The sequence below is a fragment of the Sodalis sp. RH14 genome (assembly GCF_047324285.1).
Lineage (GTDB): Bacteria > Pseudomonadota > Gammaproteobacteria > Enterobacterales > Enterobacteriaceae > Acerihabitans.
The window spans coordinates 1,556,246-1,569,600 of sequence record NZ_CP178739.1; the positions used below are offsets into that span (position 1 = coordinate 1,556,246).

Below are 13,355 nucleotides of genomic sequence, written 5' to 3' on the forward strand. Positions count from 1 at the left end.
ACTCTCCAGGCGCGCAGTTCAGCCGGTTTTCAGTAGCTTAAGCTGCCTGTAACCGCCAACCTTTTAGGCAAAATGTGCCCATTATGCATTTTTGGTATGACGCTTTTGTGAAATGCTGCGTTGATTTCTTACTCTTTTATCGCTAAAGATAAAGGGTAATTGCAGAAATGTGATTACCGTTTTCTTTCCACCAAACAAGATGAGGGAAACACGGCATGAAGAGACAAAAACGAGATCGCCTTGAACGCGCACATTCACGTGGTTATCAAGCGGGATTATCCGGACGCTCAAGTGAGATATGTCCTTTTCAGTCCCTGGATGCACGGTCTCACTGGTTGGGAGGTTGGCGAAAAGCCATGGAGGACAGGTCGGTGACGTTGTAAGCCACTTGTCAGCAAAGGAATTGACCTCCGCTTTCGCGGAGGTTTCATATCCAGGCGCTTAGAATGCGCCGGTATCTTTAAACAGACCGACTTTCAAATCGCTTGCGGTGTATATAACCTGACCATCGCACAGCAGCTCGCCATCCGCAAGACCCATCACCAGGCGACGGTTCACTACCCGACGGAAATGAATACGATAAGTGACCCGCTTAGCGCTGGGCAGCACCTGTCCGGTAAATTTCACTTCGCCCACGCCTAAGGCGCGGCCTTTGCCTTCACCGCCCAGCCAGCCGAGGTAAAATCCCACCAACTGCCACATGGCGTCGAGCCCCAGGCAGCCGGGCATCACCGGGTCGCCGATAAAATGACAACCGAAGAACCACATATCGGGATGAATATCCAATTCTGCTTCGACGTAACCTTTATTATGGCTGCCGCCGTCTTCGGTCATTTTAACCACGCGGTCCATCATCAGCATGTTTCCCGCGGGAAGCGGCGGGCCTTCTTTACCGAATAATTCCCCGCGGCTACAGGCAAGCAGGTCTTCTTTTGTATATGAGTCGCGTTTATCTACCATGTTATCCAAACCTTTATTAATGAATCACGCACATTAACCAACATCCTTACCCGGGACAAGTCCATCAGCTCTGATTGAACCAGTTAAGCCAGCGGAATCCCCAGGGTAAACGCAGGCGTTCGTGCTGATTAATATAAGCGATGCGCTCGCGTATTGAAGCAATCAGATTGGGCTTCTGCTCGTGATCGTAGGGGATCCCGGTCAGCAACTCCAACGCCTCATCAATGGTCTCCACCGGCCAGATATGGAATTGCTCATTCCGCACCGCTTCGACCAATTCTTCGTGCAGACACAGATGGCGCACATTGGCGGCGGGAATAATCACGCCGTGCGAACCATCAAGCCCGCGGCTCTCGCACAGGGCAAAGAAACCTTCGATTTTTTCATTCACGCCGCCGATGGGCTGGACGCGGCCAAACTGATCCACGGATCCGGTAACGGCAATCTGCTGCACTATCGGTTTGCCGGACAGGGCGCTTATCAGGGCGCTCAATTCCGCCAGCGACGCGCTGTCGCCGTCCACTTCACCGTAGGATTGCTCAAACACCAGCGACGCGGAGAAGGGCAACTGCTGGTCCAGTTCCAGGGACGCCATCAGGAAGGCCTGCATGATCATCATGCCTTTGGCATGAAGATTGCCGCCGAGCTCGGCCTTACGTTCAACATCGTTGATTTCGCCGTCGCCGAGATGGACTACGCAGCTGATGCGCGAGGGCTCGCCAAACGGCAGGGGATGGCCCGGGAAATCCAGCACCGACAGCGCATTGACCTGGCCGACCATGGCGCCCTCGGTTTCAACCATGATCTGTCCTTCCGATATCTCATCCTGCATGCGCTCGGTAAGATAACTTTCACGCCAGATCCGGGTCCGGTTGCTGTTATACAGGGCCTCGGCGGTGATGGCTCCCTGCTCGCTATACAGCACCGCTTCCCTGAAACGCCGGGTCAGCCAATGCGGGCAAAGCGGCAGTTGGTACTGATCGCCGCTGTAGCGCACCGCCTGCCTGACCATTTCCGGCCAGGCGTCAGGGGTCAGCTGCGGCAGCGCCAGGGTGCGCAGCAGGCTGTTGACGTAGGCGCACCAGTTCTGCATATCCTCGGCCGCCAGGATCTTTACGTCGGACTCAAATTCGGCATACAACGCCAGTTTGGTCAGATCGGGTTCCAGATCGTTCAGGTCGGCCAGCGACTCGCGATCGCCAATGATCACCAGGCGCAGATCGAGCGGCATCGACGGTATGGACACCGGCAGCGGACGGGTTTCGTCCAATGCCAGCCAGTCGAAACGCTGCTGCAATATCATCTGCTTGAGACGCAGCCACATTAACGGCTGGCTGGCCAGGGCCTTGGCGCCCAGCACCAGCACCCCGCCATTGGCTTCATGCATCTTGCCCGGCTGCAGATCAAGTACGTCGCGGTAGCACCTGACGCAGCCGAATAACTGCTCATGTTCAATCCAGGGCTGGTACAGCCCCCTGGCGCGCCCGGCAAAATTATCGTCGCGCCGGGTGGCGGGCTGCACTGTCACGCCATTACCCGTAATGACATACCGGCTGCCGATAATGCTTTCGCCCTGGGGCAGCAGCTGTTTAACCGTCTCGGTGATTAACTGGAAATATTCCTCATCTTCCTGCGCGGTAAGCAGCAGAAAACGGCTCGGCGAGCGGGAGTGGCAAAATTGCGTCAGGCCGTCCATCAAACGAGGCTGCAGCACATCCATGGGTGCTGGCAGTGGCTGGGAGGGTTGGGCAAACACCGCTTCGAAAGGCGAAAGCTCGGGAATTAAATATTTCCATTCTAATTGTTTAATGGTCAAGGTAATCGGTAACGTCGCTAAACAGGGAAACGGGGATTATACAAGAATTCCCCTCTCCGAGTCTCACGCATCTTGCATTCATCGGCGATTCAGGGAAACTTGTCGCCGTGTATGATTAAAAAATAGGCGGAATGAAACGAATGTTAGAAATTTTACGCGCGGAACTGCTATTATCGGTCTAACGTTACACGGTCACGGGTGGGCGATATATGAAATACCAGCAGCTTGAAAATCTGGAAACCGGATGGAAATGGACCTATCTGGTAAAAAAACATCGTGAAGGTGAACGAATCACCCGGCATGAAGAAAATAGCGCGGCGGAGGAAGCGGTCGCCACCTTGATGCTTTATGAGCATCAACCGGACAACATCGTTCTCTGGATCCGGGAGAATATGAATCCTGCGCTCGACAACCGGATGAAGCAGACGATACGGGCAAGACGCAAACGTCATTTCAACGCCGAGCATCAGCACACGCGCAAAAAATCCATCGACCTGGAATACCTGGTATGGCAACGGTTGGCGGCCCTGGCGCAGCGGCGGGGTAAAACCCTCTCGGAAACCATTGTTAACCTGCTGGAAGATGCCGAGCGTAAAGAGAAATACGCCACGCAGATGTCTTCCCTGAAAGAAGATTTGAAAGCCATCCTGGGTGAAGAGGGCTAGCGGGGAAATAGGGTGGGACGGACAATAAAAAACCCCGCCAGGCGGGGTTTTTTTATGAAGCTGACAACACTTAAGCCTGCGGCTGTGTTACCACTTCTTTGATACCTTTCACTTCGATTTCTACGCGACGATCCGGTGCCAGGCAGTTGATCAATGCTGCACGCGGTTTCACGTTATCGCAAGTATTGCCGGTGACGGGGTTAGATTCGCCCATGCCACGTGCGGAAATCTTGTCGGAAGGGATACCCTTGGATACCAGGTAGGTCACTACGCTTTGCGCACGAGCCTGAGACAGTTTCTGGTTGTATTGTTCAGAACCGATACGGTCGGTATAGCCCAGAACGACAACAGAACCGTCTTTAGGATCCATCGAGCTCAGCTGGGAATACAGCTGATCCAGAGCCTGCTGGCCTTCAGGTTTCAACTGAGATTTGTTGAAGCCGAACAGCACGTCGGAACGCAGGGTAAAGTGTTTGGTCTGGACAACAGGAGCCGGTGCAGCGGCAGGAGCCGGTGCAGGAGCGGCAACTTCATCTTGACCGAAACGGTAGGAAACACCTACGCTCACGAGAGCATTGTCAGGACGGGCGCCAACGGTACCGGCATCACCGATATTGTTGGTCCACTGGTATTCCAGACGGGTTGCCCAGTTTTTGGTTACTGCGTATTCAAGACCTGCAGCCGCCAACGGAGAAACGCCAGTGTCGTTGTCGCTCAGACGACCACCGGCTCCATTAGCATAGTTAGCTTTGGAGTCAGCACGCCATACCATACCACCCAGACGGGTATAGATATCCAGGTCATCGTTAAGCGGGTAGCTCAGTTTAGTGGTCAACTGAATGCCCTGGGCTTTAAATGCACCGTTATCAACGCTGCCTTTATAGGCCATACGACCCAGCCAGTCATAACCCAGTTCAAACCCTAAGTAAGGGTTAGCCTGGTAACCAACAAAAGCACCTGCGCCGATTTGATCGTTGCGGGTTGGGCCATTGCCGATGCGGCTGTCATAACCGTTACCGTAGAACCCGGTATCGTGATACTGGGACCAGCCCAGTTTACCACCGGTGTACCAGGTGTTGTCTTTCGGAGCGGCTTGCGCTACGGTCGCGAAACCCGCCAGTGCCACTGCAAGTGCGATAGCTGTCTTTTTCATTTTTTGCGCCTCGTTATCATCCAAATAGGCAATGAGCTCTTAAAGCTAATTTAAATATTCCATTGCCAGTGTCCATGCTCTGGGTTTGTACATCGCCCTTAAAAGGCGTTATAGAGCAGCCCTGGCGAATTAAAGTCTACAACGAAGTAGGAAACTTACAAGTAAGATGTAGTAAGCCGCTAATAAAAAACAGCGTTTCATATAGGCTTTATTGATGATAGGGACGAAAAAAGTGATATCGCTTTAGGCGCCGTTGCGGGCGGGGAACCGCGTATATACTGGATTGTTCTGAGTTACAGGGGCGGAAATCACAAGATGCGACGCCCCTAATGAGATTAATCTTAAATTTACTTAATGATACAAAGTAGAATGAATCTTTAAGCCTGAAAACTGTCCAGATTTCCGGCAAACCTCATTTTGCGGGTACATGATGAACCCATAAGTGCCGCCATGCTGCGCTGCGTCACGCAGGCGAATTTTCTCATCCGCCGTCAATTCCGTCGGAAACCAGCCCAAAATGACGCTGTAATTCCCCGTCCAGAGTGCTTTCTCCATGGCGGCGACGGTATCGAACGCGGTGCGATGGCGCAACTGCACCATTTTTTCCAGGGGCAGGCCCGACTGTTCAAGCCAGGGGCGGCTCAATCTGCGAGACGACGTAAGCCAGAGCAGCCAGCGCGACTGCGTGCCCAGCAGACGCAGCAACGGCAACAGAATATTCCCCACAACCGGCTGATCCTCGAAATAAACCACTTCGCTGATAAAACCCTGCTCCGGACGGGCCGTCGTGCTGTCGATCGGCTGTTCACCCTGGCTTGGCTGCGTCCGAGAAGAATTGGCATGGTATTGAGTCTGCATTTTGTGTCCGCCCCTGTGTCACTGTATAAAAACACAGTATAGAGGTTTGGCGCGAAAATCAATCAAAAATTTAATGACCTTCGCAGAATTGCCACTTAATGATCGTCGCGCCGAGATTAAGTTGAAAACCGCTGGGAAAATACCGTATTTTTATGGGCTGTTGCGAATTTTGAGTAAGGAATCTCGCGGTCCACAACAAGGAGAAGTTCATGGAAGTACTACATAAATGCCGCATTGCACAGGCTAAAAACTGCTTTTCTCCCTTGGGTGATATTTCCACCCGTTCACAGTTCGGCGGGTACAGCATCGCCGCCGATAAAATCATGTTCGGCCTGATTCTGGACGGCGAACTGTACCTGCGCGGCACCCGGCAAAGCGAGCATATCTACCTCGGGCAGGGAATGAGCCGGCTGATTTATACCAAACGGGGCCTGCCGGTGGCGCTTAACTATTATCACGTCGATGAACGCCTGTGGGAAGACGTACACACGCTGCTGGACCTGGCGCGCCGCGCCATCGACGAGGCCAGGCAGGAAACGCGCATCAAGGCGGCCAGCTTGCGGTTAAAGGATTTGCCCAATATCGGGCAGGGTATCGAGCGCCTGTTATGGAAGGCCGGTATCAGGGATATCGATGCCTTGCGCTATTACGGCGCCAAAAGCAGCTATTTGAAACTGCGTAAAATCAAGCGGAACCTGGGCGTCACCGTGCTGCTCGCGCTGGAAGGGGCATTGTCCGGGCGCCACTATGCCGCGTTGCCCCAGGTCCAGCGCAGCGAGCTTCTGGACTGGTTTTCACGGCTCCCCTGCCGCTAGCAGCCGGTTAATGCATGCCGCCCGGCGGCGGCATGCGGCGCCGTCACTGTTTTTCTATGTGCTGTTTACGCTCAATCAGTTCCGGCAGCAAATCAAGCAACAGGCTGATTTGCTGCAAAACCAGCTGTTCCCTGGCTTCCGGGTCCGGCAACAGCCGCTGGATGCGCGCGATAAGCCGTTCCCGTTCCTGTTCCACCCGCTGCGCGAAATGCTCCTGGCATTGCAGCGCGTCGTCCACATAACAGACGGCATCGTCCAGCACCGCCATCAGCGCCGGGTCAACAATGCGCTCCCGGTGCGCGCCAAGCGTCGAGATGTAGCTCAGCAGGGTGTGATTCAGGCACAACAGGCGAAACGCCGACTCCAGCAGCTCGCTGCGGGTTCTCGGCTCCGCCGCCATATTGGATACCACCGAGGCCAGCTCCGCGTCGCGGTTATGGGCATCCCGCCGCGCTACGCGGTATTCCAGGCGGTTATCCCTGCCCTGATGATACTGCACCAGAATGGCGTCAAGGTAGCGGCAGTTGGCCGCGAGGCTGTTGTTCACCACCACCGGCAGGCGGCGAAAACGCCAGTCCGGCCAGATAAAGCTGACCGCGGCCCAGGCGATGGCGCAGCCGACAAAGGTGTCGAACACCCGCGGCACCGCCACATCGAATCCCTCGCCCAGCAGGTTAAAACACAGCATCACCAGCAGGGTGATAAACATGGTCGCCTGGGCATATTGCACGTTGCGAAAGGCAAAAAACAGCGTACCGCTGACCACGATCAGGATCAGTTGACCTTCGATGGACGGGACAAAATAGAGGATCGGCAGGCCGATAAGGATACCCGCCAGCGTGCCGATTATCCTTAACGCCAGCCGGCGACGCGTCGCCTGGTAGTTGGGTTGGCAGACGAACAGGCTGGTCAGCAGGATCCAATAGCCGTAACGCATCCCGCTGAGCTGGATAAAGGCATAACCGACGCACAGCACCAGCGACATGCGCACGGCATGGCGAAACAGCGCCGAGTCCGGGCTCAGGTTGCGGCTGATGCGCATGCGGATATCGCTCCAGCCGGTCAGCTTATCGTCGGCCAGATTGTTCTCTTCCGGGCTGTTGCGGGCAACCGCCTGTTCCGACTCAATGGTGGACAACTGCGCGTCGATAGCGCGCAGGTTGTTCAGCAGATGTTTCAGCGCTTTTATCTGGCTGGGCGCCACGACACGGCCGATAGCGGCATCCAGATGACTGAAGGCGCGTTCGAAACGGCTGTCGTGCTGGTAGGTCTGGTGCAGCAGGATCGATTGTGATAGGGCTTCGCAGGCGCGTGCCTGCATCGCCAGCAGCCGCTGGAAGCGGAATAGCACGTCGCTGTAACGCAGCTGTTCGCGCAATTGCCGGTATTGCACATGGGACGAACTGGCCCGTTCATGAATATCCTGGGCCACAAAATAATAATGCAGCGTACGGCGGGTGCCGCGCTGGCCGCGATCGCCGCGCAGCCGGGTCAGCAGCGACGCTTTGGTTTGATTCAGCGCCTGCACCAGATTGCCGTTCGCCATCGCCACCTCGATAAGCGCGTCGTCGTCGTCGTCTTCGGTATCCGGGTCGAACAGGTTGGCCTTGGCATCAAGATAGTGCGCCAGGTGGCTATAACAACGGGCCAGGTTATCCTGCAATGGCCGGATGGGAAACAGCAGATGGCCGAACAAGGTCAGCAGGTTGTACCAGATGGCGCCCGTCAGCAGTAACGCCGGCTGCAGATACCAAGTCTGGTACATGGCGGCCCCCAGCATGGTATACACGGCGATCAAGAGCGCGCCGAACGCGATGGTGGCGTAACGCTGTCCGAGTGCGCCCAAAAGAATAAAACCGCAGGTGGAGCCGGCCAGGCCGATACCGAATAGCCAGGGATAAGGAAACAACAGTTCAATCGATACCGCGGCGATGAAAAAACTCACCAGGGTGATAAGCAGATTGCGCAGCCGGCCGCTTAGGCGATCGTCGAGATCCGCCAGCGCCGCGGCAACCACGCCAAGGGTAAGGGGAATGGTGAGCGTGGCCATATCCAGCCACCACGGCAGCGCCGCCGCGCCGCTCAACGCAATAAAAATCCGCAGGTTGTAGCGCCAGCGGCTGCTGAAGGCAAAACGCCGCAAGCCCGGTGCAAATGTCAGCACACTGTATCCCACACTCTATCCTTATGATGGCTTCAACGGTAGAAACGGCGGTCCGGATGCGCACGCAACTGCTCAGCAAGCTCGACGGGAACCACACGGCGTCCCACCGGCCATAGGGCGATAACGGCCAGCTTAAAATTGGCGATGCCCGGGGGAATGCCGATAATCGTCAGGCATTGCGCAATGCCGGTAAGAATATGCGACAGGCACAACCACCAGCCGAACAGGACAAACCACACCACGTTAAGCAGCGTGCCGCCCGATGACAGTACCGCGCTGCGGTTTTCCGGGTAAAGTTCATCCACATGCACGGCGGTATTGCCGAAAGGCAGCAGGGAGAGTTTGGTTATCTCCCAGCAGGAGCGGGTAAAAGGCAAGCTGAAGATCAGCACCACGCTGAGCACGGTGGCCAGAAGCCACGCCAGCGTGGTAAAAAAACCACCTAAAACAAAGTTCAGAATATTAAGTAAAGTACGCATAGTCCCCAAAGTGTCAATTCACAATTCTGTTATTAAAACCGTTTATCCCGACAGGATAACGGTTATTCTACCCTGATTTCCAGGCTGGAGCAGAACAAGTTAAAATGGGTACACTACGTCCCGACGCATAAACGATACGGAACCCGGGCATACCTTTATGGAACTGAAATCCACCTCGTTCGGCAAGCACCTCGCCCAGCATCCCTACAACCGGGTGCGGCTGCTCCATGCCGGCGTCGAGGTCAGCGGCGATAAGCATCAATACCTGATTCCTTTCAACCAAATCGTCGCCATCCATTGCAAGCGGGGTATCGTCTGGGGAGAACTGGAGTTTGTGCTGCCGCAGGACAAGGTGGTGCGCCTGCATGGCACCGAATGGCAGGAGACGCAGCGCTTTCACCATTATCTGCAGAAGGCCTGGCAGGAATGGAGCCGCGAGATGAGCGGCATCTGCGCCACCGTCCTGCATCAGCAGATCACCGCCATCGAGCAGGCGACCTCCCGGGACAGCTGGTTTGCGCTGCATCAACTGGCGGCTTTGCAGGAAAGTATTCGTGAAGCCTTCGCCGCGTTGCCGCTGCCGGTGACGCGCCTGGATGAGTTTGAACCCTGCCGCGCGTCTTATCACCGCTGTCTGGCGTGGCTGGAGCAGGGGCCGGCAATGGTGGCGCAGCGCAACCAGCAGTGGAGCGAAAAAATGCTGATAGCGCATCAGGATTTTTTCAATACCGTGGAAAGCTCGCCGCTGAACCTTGCCCAAAGCCGCGCCGTCATCAATGGCGAAAACGCGTTATTGGTATTGGCAGGGGCGGGCAGCGGCAAAACCTCGGTGCTGGTGGCGCGCGCCGGTTGGCTGTTGCGGCGTCAAGAAGCGTTGCCGGAACAGATCCTGATGCTGGCATTCGGCCGGCAGGCGGCGCGGGAAATGGACGAGCGCATCCGGTCGCGATTGCAGGTTGACGGGGTCAAGGCCTGGACTTTCCATGCCCTGGCGTTGTTTATCATCCGCCAGGGCAGTAAAAAGGCCCCGGTGGTAAGCGCATTGGAAACCGATACCCTGGCGCGGCGCAAATTACTGGTCGCCCATTGGCGTGAACAGTGCGCGCAGAAAAAGGCGCAGGCGAAAGGATGGCGGCAATGGATCGCCGATGAACTCGGTTGGGAAATTCCCGCAGACGATTTTTGGCACGATGAGCGCCTGGCCCAGCGCCTGGCGGTGCGGATAGAGCGCTGGATAGGCTTGTTGCGCATGCACGGCGGCAGCCAGGCGCAAATGATTGAACAGGCGCCGGAAGAGATCCGCGATCTGTTTACCAAACGTGTCCGGCTGCTGGCGCCGCTGTTAAAGGCCTGGAAGCAGGCGCTCAAGGACGAGGGCGCGGTTGATTTTTCCGGCCTGATACACCAGGCGGTGGATATTTTGCAAAAAGGCCGCTTTATCAGTCCCTGGAAACATATCCTGGTGGATGAGTACCAGGATATCTCGCCCCAGCGCGCGCGACTGCTGGACGCGCTGTATCAGCAAAACCGCAGGACGTCCCTGTTTGCCGTCGGCGACGACTGGCAGTCCATCTATCGGTTCAGCGGCGCCGAGCTTGCCCTGACCACGTCCTTTGGCGAGCGCTTTGGCGCAGGCGCGCTGTGCGCGCTGGATACGACCTACCGTTTTAACCAACGTATCGGCGAAGTGGCCAATGCGTTTGTGCTGCAAAATCCCCATCAGTTGAAAAAACCGCTTAACAGCCTTGCCAAGGGGACCAAAAAATCGGTGATGATTCTGCCGGGCGACGCCCTGGATGCGCTGCTGGACAAGCTCAGCGGCTACGCGCGCCCCGATGAGCGGATCCTGGTGCTGGCCCGTTACCACTATCTGCGCCCGGCGCAGCTGGATAAAGCCGCCACCCGCTGGCCGACGCTGAATCTTGATTTCATGACCATCCACGGCAGCAAAGGGCAGCAGGCGCAGTATGTGATTATCCTGGGATTGGCGCAAGGTAAGGACGGCTTCCCCGCGCCGGCGCGGGAATCGGTGATTGAACAGGCGCTGTTGCCGCTGCCGGAAGATTTTCCCGACGCCGAGGAACGCCGCCTGTTATATGTCGCCCTGACCCGGGCAAAAGAGCAAGTATGGCTGCTGGCGGATAATGAACATCCGTCGCCCTTTATCGATGAGCTGGCGCGCCTGGGCGTGCCGAAGGCCAAAAAACCCTAACCGTGGGGCCAGGGGCGCCCGGCTGGGGGATGGCCCTGGCCCGTGCCTTATTGTAAACGTTCCGTCAGGTAACGCTGGTAATCCGGGATCTCAATAGTGATTTCCCCGCTGAAGAGTGCCGAGCTGATAAGCAGGTCGGCGGTGGAGCGGTTGGTGGCGACCGGGATATTCCACACCGTGGCCAGGCGCAGCAGCGCTTTAACGTCCGGGTCGTGGGGCACGGCGTTCAGCGGGTCCCAGAAAAAGATCAGCACATCGATTTTCCCTTCCGAAATCAGCGCGCCCACTTGCTGGTCGCCCCCCATTGGGCCGCTGAGCATACTGTGCACCGGCAGGCCGGTGTTGCGCTGCACCAGGTTGCCGGTGGTCCCCGTAGCGTAAAGAATATGCTGCGCCAGCAGATCCTTATTGATTTCCACCCAGTTCAGCAGCGACTGTTTACAGTGATCGTGCGCCACCAACGCAATATGCTTACGTACGGCGATGGTGCGGTTAATTGACTCCATTTCCTGTCCCTTCAATAGAATAGTCTGTCTATAGACTACTGAAACTCCGTTTCACTGCAAAGCGGTAAACCGGCATTACGATAAAATAAACCCCGGCCCGGATATATCGTGCCGGACCGGCCTTGGGCGCGCCCGGGGCCAGGGGAAGACAACCTTATCCGCGGTTAGCGCCAATGGTGCTACGGGGACGCGTCCGGCTGCGGCTCCCGGTTAAGATTGTAACCACGCAGGGCGTCCAGCAATGCCTCCCGATCGGCGATAAGCCGGCTGAACGTGGCATCGATGGCGTCACCGTTCTGATCAATCAGCCGCATTAGCGGCTGGCGGCTGAAACGGTCGCGTTGCTCGGGTGTGGCCAGGGGCGGCAGTTGGAAAGTTAATTGCCGGGCATTGCGGGTGTGGAACTGGACAACAATATAAGGTGAGGTATAGGCATGCCGGCTTGCCGTGGCCGCAGACCCCCGGTCGCTGACGGTGAGCACCAGTTGATGGCGGCCCCGCGCCAGCTCCAGGCTGTCGGCGCCCCGCAGCAGCGTGCTGCCAATGGGCGCGCCGTCGACAATCAATAACTCAATCTCCGCGGGCAAACGCAGCGTCGTCGCCAGGACCGGGAAAACGGCAAACAGGCCGATCCCGAGAACGAGGGCGATCAGGAAACGCATTCTCTCTCCTTACTACAGCGCTGGCTTCATGAAGCGGAACTGATTAGCAGATAATAATGTTTTTGTATCATTTAGTCACAAATAATTTTATTTTGAAATCATTATACCGGTTCGTTTTATCAAGATTTTTGTGCCTTGGTATACACTTAACTCAATAAATGCAACCGGAGAAGCCTCATGACCGATAGTGATATTGCCGATATTCTGACTTCTGTAAAGACTATTGCCTTGGTGGGCGCCAGTGATAATCCCGCCCGGGCCAGCCACGGCGTCATGGCGTATTTACTCCAGCAGGGATATCAGGTGTTCCCGGTTAACCCGGCGCTTGCCGGCGGGGAAATCCTGGGCCAAAAGGTCTTCGGCAGCCTGGCGGAGATTCCGGTCAAGGTGGATATGGTGGATGTGTTCCGGCGTTCGGAAGCGGTCTATGATCTGACCCAGGAAGCCATCGCCATTGACGCCAAGGTACTCTGGATGCAATTGGGCGTGATTAACGAGCAGGCGGCGGTGCTGGCGAAGAATGTCGGCATGAAGGTGGTGATGGATCGCTGCCCGAAAATTGAAATCCCGCGCCTGGGATTGACAAAATAGACACCGGTTTTTTCAGCGCCATGGATTGTGCGGCTGCTTGCAGCGCAGCACTGCCTGTAAGGGGCTGACTGCGGCAACGGCGGGCGGGGCCCGCCGCAAGCCGCTGGGTCAGTTTCTCAGCCGGGGCGCCTGGAGCTGTTGGCGGATAGATTCCGCCAGATCGTCCAGGGTGGGCTGTTCGGGATGTACCGGCGTCGCCTCGTACCCCAACTGGATTTCAGCCAGGTAGGTATGGACCGGCTTTCCTTCCTCGTCCTCCATAACCACATGGTACCAGGGCGCGGAACGCAGCTTATCGTCAGCCGCAATTTCATCCAGAGAAGGTTTTTCCAATGAGTATTCAGGATCGACATCGATGACAACGCCTAAATATCCCAATAACTTATGACGAACCTGTTGTCCGATTCCAAATTTGCTGGCTATCATATCAATCCCCCGCGATGTAGTACCTGCGCGGCATAGTGTAGCGTTCTC

14 protein-coding genes are annotated in these 13,355 nt (G+C 56.3%); 5 read left to right on the forward strand and 9 right to left on the reverse strand.

All coding sequences use genetic code 11. The features are described 5' to 3' along the window. Positions 1 to 215: 215 nt before the first annotated feature. Positions 216 to 383: a ribosome modulation factor gene (gene rmf / locus ACL2XQ_RS06895; RefSeq protein WP_162364658.1), complete on the forward strand. Its 168-nt coding sequence runs from the start codon at positions 216 to 218 to the stop codon at positions 381 to 383. A gap of 58 nt (positions 384 to 441) precedes the next feature. On the opposite strand, the gene fabA is transcribed toward rmf, so the two are convergent. Together fabA and ACL2XQ_RS06905 are read right to left on the reverse strand one after the other, a co-directional pair. Then, positions 442 to 960: a bifunctional 3-hydroxydecanoyl-ACP dehydratase/trans-2-decenoyl-ACP isomerase gene (gene fabA, locus ACL2XQ_RS06900; RefSeq protein ID WP_410015877.1), complete on the reverse strand. Its 519-nt coding sequence runs from the start codon at positions 958 to 960 to the stop codon at positions 442 to 444. Positions 961 to 1,024: 64 nt separating this feature from the next. Next, entirely contained in the window at positions 1,025 to 2,776 is a 1,752-nt protein-coding gene (locus tag ACL2XQ_RS06905; RefSeq protein ID WP_413740177.1) for an AAA family ATPase, read from the reverse strand. Positions 2,777 to 2,985: 209 nt separating this feature from the next. On the opposite strand from ACL2XQ_RS06905, the gene matP reads away from it, so the two are divergent. Further along, on the forward strand, positions 2,986 to 3,441 hold the full coding sequence (gene matP / locus ACL2XQ_RS06910; RefSeq protein WP_410015875.1) for a macrodomain Ter protein MatP: 456 nt from the start codon (positions 2,986 to 2,988) through the stop codon (positions 3,439 to 3,441). 70 nt (positions 3,442 to 3,511) lie between these two features. On the opposite strand, the gene ompA is transcribed toward matP, so the two are convergent. Together ompA and sulA are read right to left on the reverse strand one after the other, a co-directional pair. Further along, positions 3,512 to 4,594, reverse strand: a complete 1,083-nt coding sequence (ompA, locus tag ACL2XQ_RS06915) for a porin OmpA (RefSeq protein ID WP_410016588.1) — start codon at positions 4,592 to 4,594, stop codon at positions 3,512 to 3,514. A gap of 351 nt (positions 4,595 to 4,945) precedes the next feature. Next, positions 4,946 to 5,452: an SOS-induced cell division inhibitor SulA gene (gene sulA, locus ACL2XQ_RS06920; RefSeq protein ID WP_410015874.1), complete on the reverse strand. Its 507-nt coding sequence runs from the start codon at positions 5,450 to 5,452 to the stop codon at positions 4,946 to 4,948. A 209-nt stretch (positions 5,453 to 5,661) separates the two neighbouring features. Between sulA and ACL2XQ_RS06925 the strand changes: the two genes are divergently transcribed. Further along, a complete protein-coding gene (locus ACL2XQ_RS06925) occupies positions 5,662 to 6,267 on the forward strand; it encodes a TfoX/Sxy family DNA transformation protein (RefSeq protein ID WP_410015873.1) in 606 nt (201 codons plus the stop codon). Positions 6,268 to 6,310: 43 nt separating this feature from the next. Here ACL2XQ_RS06925 and yccS read toward each other — a convergent pair whose 3' ends face one another. Further along, positions 6,311 to 8,431 carry a YccS family putative transporter gene (gene yccS, locus ACL2XQ_RS06930; protein WP_413730711.1) on the reverse strand — a complete coding sequence of 707 codons (2,121 nt, stop codon included), beginning with the start codon at positions 8,429 to 8,431 and terminating at the stop codon, positions 6,311 to 6,313. A gap of 32 nt (positions 8,432 to 8,463) precedes the next feature. Further along, complete coding sequence (locus ACL2XQ_RS06935) at positions 8,464 to 8,910, reverse strand: YccF domain-containing protein (protein ID WP_410015871.1); 447 nt, start codon at positions 8,908 to 8,910, stop codon at positions 8,464 to 8,466. 157 nt (positions 8,911 to 9,067) lie between these two features. Between ACL2XQ_RS06935 and helD the strand changes: the two genes are divergently transcribed. Next, entirely contained in the window at positions 9,068 to 11,122 is a 2,055-nt protein-coding gene (gene helD / locus ACL2XQ_RS06940) for a DNA helicase IV (protein WP_413722403.1), read from the forward strand. A gap of 47 nt (positions 11,123 to 11,169) precedes the next feature. Here helD and ACL2XQ_RS06945 read toward each other — a convergent pair whose 3' ends face one another. Together ACL2XQ_RS06945 and ACL2XQ_RS06950 are read right to left on the reverse strand one after the other, a co-directional pair. After that, positions 11,170 to 11,628: a methylglyoxal synthase gene (locus tag ACL2XQ_RS06945; protein ID WP_410015869.1), complete on the reverse strand. Its 459-nt coding sequence runs from the start codon at positions 11,626 to 11,628 to the stop codon at positions 11,170 to 11,172. Between the two features lie 179 nt (positions 11,629 to 11,807). Then, a complete protein-coding gene (locus tag ACL2XQ_RS06950; RefSeq protein WP_413740178.1) occupies positions 11,808 to 12,290 on the reverse strand; it encodes a DUF2057 family protein in 483 nt (160 codons plus the stop codon). A 177-nt stretch (positions 12,291 to 12,467) separates the two neighbouring features. Between ACL2XQ_RS06950 and ACL2XQ_RS06955 the strand changes: the two genes are divergently transcribed. Next, a complete protein-coding gene (locus ACL2XQ_RS06955) occupies positions 12,468 to 12,881 on the forward strand; it encodes a CoA-binding protein (RefSeq protein WP_413730708.1) in 414 nt (137 codons plus the stop codon). Between the two features lie 108 nt (positions 12,882 to 12,989). Here the strand turns inward: ACL2XQ_RS06955 and hspQ are convergent, their stop codons facing one another. After that, the gene (gene hspQ / locus ACL2XQ_RS06960; protein WP_162364646.1) at positions 12,990 to 13,307 is read right to left on the reverse strand and encodes a heat shock protein HspQ; all 318 of its coding nucleotides are present in this window, start codon (positions 13,305 to 13,307) and stop codon (positions 12,990 to 12,992) included. Positions 13,308 to 13,355: the final 48 nt, after the last annotated feature.

What these genes read in the sequence shown, in the direction of transcription:
- ACL2XQ_RS06950 (WP_413740178.1), bottom strand. Translation starts at nt 12,290, where the DNA reads ATGCGTTTCCTGATCGCCCTCGTTCTCGGGATCGGCCTGTTTGCCGTT.
- ACL2XQ_RS06945 (WP_410015869.1), bottom strand. Translation starts at nt 11,628, where the DNA reads ATGGAGTCAATTAACCGCACCATCGCCGTACGTAAGCATATTGCGTTG.
- ACL2XQ_RS06925 (WP_410015873.1), top strand. Translation starts at nt 5,662, where the DNA reads ATGGAAGTACTACATAAATGCCGCATTGCACAGGCTAAAAACTGCTTT.
- fabA (WP_410015877.1), bottom strand. Translation starts at nt 960, where the DNA reads ATGGTAGATAAACGCGACTCATATACAAAAGAAGACCTGCTTGCCTGT.
- sulA (WP_410015874.1), bottom strand. Translation starts at nt 5,452, where the DNA reads ATGCAGACTCAATACCATGCCAATTCTTCTCGGACGCAGCCAAGCCAG.
- ACL2XQ_RS06935 (WP_410015871.1), bottom strand. Translation starts at nt 8,910, where the DNA reads ATGCGTACTTTACTTAATATTCTGAACTTTGTTTTAGGTGGTTTTTTT.
- helD (WP_413722403.1), top strand. Translation starts at nt 9,068, where the DNA reads ATGGAACTGAAATCCACCTCGTTCGGCAAGCACCTCGCCCAGCATCCC.
- ACL2XQ_RS06955 (WP_413730708.1), top strand. Translation starts at nt 12,468, where the DNA reads ATGACCGATAGTGATATTGCCGATATTCTGACTTCTGTAAAGACTATT.
- hspQ (WP_162364646.1), bottom strand. Translation starts at nt 13,307, where the DNA reads ATGATAGCCAGCAAATTTGGAATCGGACAACAGGTTCGTCATAAGTTA.
- matP (WP_410015875.1), top strand. Translation starts at nt 2,986, where the DNA reads ATGAAATACCAGCAGCTTGAAAATCTGGAAACCGGATGGAAATGGACC.
- ompA (WP_410016588.1), bottom strand. Translation starts at nt 4,594, where the DNA reads ATGAAAAAGACAGCTATCGCACTTGCAGTGGCACTGGCGGGTTTCGCG.
- rmf (WP_162364658.1), top strand. Translation starts at nt 216, where the DNA reads ATGAAGAGACAAAAACGAGATCGCCTTGAACGCGCACATTCACGTGGT.